We start from the raw sequence: 3,592 nt of genomic DNA on the forward strand, positions 1-3,592 counted from the left end.
ACCACGAAAATGGTCAAAGAATCGAAAAAAAGAAAGAGTTACCCAGTTTTAAGGCACTAGGTAAGGATGGACTGTGCCGCTTACTGTTTTATGAGACTAGGCTTCTTTATCAACTTTTGACAGACAATTTGGTAAAGTGATATTTGGCTAAATTAACTTTTTCTTAAGAGAATCTCAATGCACATTGCCTGGTTAGGAAAAAAATCTCCTTTTTGCGGTAACGTTACCTATGGGCGAGAAGTGACTAATTCCCTGCTCGATCGAGATTATCAAGTCAGTTTTCTGCATTTTTCTTCCGAAAAACCCACTGTCAGCGATTGGCCCGACTTTTACGACGAAATCACCCTGCCACGTCTCTATAGTTCCCAAGTCTATACTATTCCCACCCTGAAATCGAGTCGGGTTCTACAGGATAAACTCAGGGAACTGAAACCGGATCTAGTTCATGCGTCCTTACCCCTGTCTCCCCTCGATTTTCTGCTACCGGAAATTTGTGAGTCTTTAGATTTGCCTCTGGTGGCGACTTTTCACCCGGCTTTTGATAGTAAAATTCGCAATCTCATCTCTAGTACCCAATTATTAACCTACCAACTACACGCCCCTTTTTTAGCTAATTACGATAAAGTAATTATTTTTTCCACCTCTCAACGGGATTTTTTAGTTAAATTGGGAGTTCCCGAAGAAAAATTAGCAATTATTCCCAATGGGGTTGATGTTAATAAGTATTGTCCAGGACCCTCGAATATTAAAGCTCAATATAATGCCGATTGTTTATTTGTTTATCTCGGTCGGATCATGCCGGAGAAAAATGTAGAATCTTTATTGAAAGCTTGGAAAAAAACCAGTTTAGGTGATAGATGCAAACTGCTCATTGTGGGCGATGGTCCGTTAACTCCTTCCCTTAAACCTTTTTATGGAGAAGAAGATGGTATTATCTGGTTAGGTTTTATCGGCGATGAAAATAAACGAATTGAAATTTTGCGCGGGGTTGACTGCTTTATTTTACCCTCATTAGTGGAAGGTTTATCGATTTCCCTCTTAGAAGCGATGGCCTGCGGTGTTGCTTGTATGGCTACGGATGTGGGGGCCGATGGGGAAGTGTTAAAAGGTGCGGGAATAGTTCTAGATACTAAAGGACTAATTACCCAATTAAAAACTCTCTTGCCCGTATTACGAGATCATCCCGAATTAACCACAATTTTAGGTCAAAAAGCCCGTCAAAGAGTTTTAGACTCTTACACTCTCAGCAAAAATATCGATCGCTTACAGTTAGTTTATCAAGAAGTGTTAGCCAAACAACAATCTTCTCTTAGCTACTTTCACTAAGGAATTTATATGACGATTGCCCGGACAATTTGCTTGGGATTTATTGCGGTAATTTTAGCGGGAACTTCCCTGTTGATGTTGCCTGTTTCTACCACTAGCGGCACTTGGAATGACCCAATTGTTGCCCTCTTTACCTCCACTTCTGCTGTCTGTGTTACGGGTTTAGCAGTAGTAGATACGGGTACTTATTTTTCTTTTTGGGGTCAATTATTTATCGCTTTATTAATTCAAGTGGGTGGACTGGGATATATGACCACTACCACTTTTTTAATGTTATTAGTTGGGCGAAAATTTGACCTGAGACAGAAGTTAGCGATTCAAGAATCCTTTGATCGACCTTTCCTACAAGGTAGTCAAAGTTTAATGAAATCAGTGATTGCTACTACTTTAGTTTTTGAGTTAACAGCAACTTTGGTTATGTTAACTGTCTTCGCCCAAAAGTATGATTTTAGATCTGCGGTGTGGTTATCTTTATTCCATAGTATTAGTGCTTGGAATAATGCTGGTTTTGGCTTGTTTAAAGATAACTTGATGTCCTATCAATCCTCAATTATTATTAACTTAGCTATCACAGGATTGATCATTTTTGGAGGTATCGGTTATCAAGTAATTATCGAGTTTTATACTTGGTCTATTCACCGCTTTCGATATAAAAGAAAAGGCTTTGTTTTTTCTCTTAACTATAAAGTTGCTATCAGTACAACTATATTTTTATTAGTGATGGGAACATTGGCTTTTTTATTTACTGAACAGGGAAATGGTGACACTTTGGCTAATTTATCAATTAAAGATAAATTGCTGGCTGCTTGGTTCCAATCGGTAACATCGAGAACAGCAGGATTTAATACTATTGATATCGGTAAAATTTCCGTAGAAGGTTTATCAATTACCATGGCTCTCATGTTTATAGGAGCCAGTCCTAGCGGTACAGGCGGCGGTATTAAAACCACAACTTTTAGGATTTTATATAACTGTACCCGCTCGGTTTTAAGAGGTCGTGAAGAAGTGACTCTCTATCAAAGACGCATTCCTATGCCGTTAATTTTAAAGTCAATGGCGGTGGTTTTTGGTTCAGTTATAGCGATTATTATCTCCACCCTAGCTATCTCATTTGTGGAGACAGATTTTCAAATGATTCAACTGTTTTTTGAGGTAGTTTCTGCCTTTGGAACTGTCGGACTATCTATGGGTATAACCGCCGCTTTATCGCCGATTTCTAAGTTAATTATTGTTTTTATGATGTATCTGGGACGGGTGGGAGTTATACTTTTAATAGCGGCTATCATCGGCGATCCGAAACCAACAGTTATTAATTACCCCGAAGAAAACCTTTTAGTGGGATAATTAATATCAGTTATCAGTTATCAGTTATCAGTTTCTCCTGTCTCCTCACTCATTGACACTAGCATTTTAAATGCGTAACAGTTTAACTTAAAATTATGCAATCAATTAAATTTTTTAGTAGTATGCGTCCCCAAAATCGTCAATTTGCCGTCATCGGATTAGGCAGATTTGGGCGCGCCGTCTGTGAAACCTTACGCAAACAAGGTTATCAAGTGGTAGCGACAGATATTGACGAAGGATTAGTAGCACAAGCGTTATCCGATCGAATAGTAGATAATGCGATCGAGCTTGATTCTACCAAACCTAACGCCCTGCGAGAAGCGGGAATTTTTGAAACCGATACGGTGATTGTCGCTATTGGTAAATACGTGGAAGAAAGTATCATTACTACTCTCAATTGTAAGGAAGCGGGGGTTAATTTTGTCGCCGCTAAAGCCTCCACAGAAATCCATGGAAAATTACTCAAAAAAGTTGGTGCAGATTTAGTAGTTTTTCCCGAATACGATGCTGGTTGTGAGTTAGCGCACCGTTTAACTAGACCATCAATTTTAGAACGATTTGATCTCGATCCCGAACATAGTATTGTCGAGTTAAAAGTCCCGGAAGCTTTTCACGGTAAAACCCTAGCAGAGTTAGAAATTCGTAATCGTTATGGGTTAAATATTGTCGCTGTCGGTAATGCGGAAAAATTCAAGATTAACCCCAATCCCCAAGAAAGATTACACAAGGATTTAGCAATGGTGGTGATTGGTTCTAACCGAGATATTCAGCGTTTACCGATTTGACACTCCCCGCTCTAAAGAGACGGGGATTCTTGGTTCACAGAGATTACTTGCTTAGACAGAATTGCTTCTGAAAAAGTAGAGGTATTCTCTCCCCAAGCGTTTATTGGATCGAGCCCAAAGGTTCCGGTATGCCCTAC

At 39.3% G+C, this 3,592-nt stretch carries 3 protein-coding genes and 1 pseudogene; 3 read left to right on the forward strand and 1 reads right to left on the reverse strand.

The annotated features are described in order from the left end of the window. Positions 1-177 precede the first annotated feature (177 nt). The 3 genes from IM500_RS03525 to IM500_RS03535 all read left to right on the forward strand — a co-directional run bounded on the left by IM500_RS03525 (position 178) and on the right by IM500_RS03535 (position 3,455). The gene (locus IM500_RS03525) at positions 178-1,326 is read left to right on the forward strand and encodes a glycosyltransferase family 4 protein (RefSeq protein WP_190718215.1); all 1,149 of its coding nucleotides are present in this window, start codon (positions 178-180) and stop codon (positions 1,324-1,326) included. A gap of 9 nt (positions 1,327-1,335) precedes the next feature. Continuing rightward, positions 1,336-2,670, forward strand: coding sequence for a TrkH family potassium uptake protein (locus IM500_RS03530; protein ID WP_190718212.1), 1,335 nt, complete (start codon positions 1,336-1,338; stop codon positions 2,668-2,670). Between the two features lie 95 nt (positions 2,671-2,765). Continuing rightward, the gene (locus IM500_RS03535; RefSeq protein WP_061432893.1) at positions 2,766-3,455 is read left to right on the forward strand and encodes a potassium channel family protein; all 690 of its coding nucleotides are present in this window, start codon (positions 2,766-2,768) and stop codon (positions 3,453-3,455) included. A gap of 11 nt (positions 3,456-3,466) precedes the next feature. Here IM500_RS03535 and IM500_RS24410 read toward each other — a convergent pair. Further along, positions 3,467-3,592, reverse strand: a pseudogene (locus IM500_RS24410) (RNA-guided endonuclease TnpB family protein); the annotation flags it as partial.

This window comes from Microcystis sp. M179S2 (assembly GCF_020245805.1).
Classification (GTDB): Bacteria; Cyanobacteriota; Cyanobacteriia; order Cyanobacteriales; family Microcystaceae; genus Microcystis; species Microcystis aeruginosa.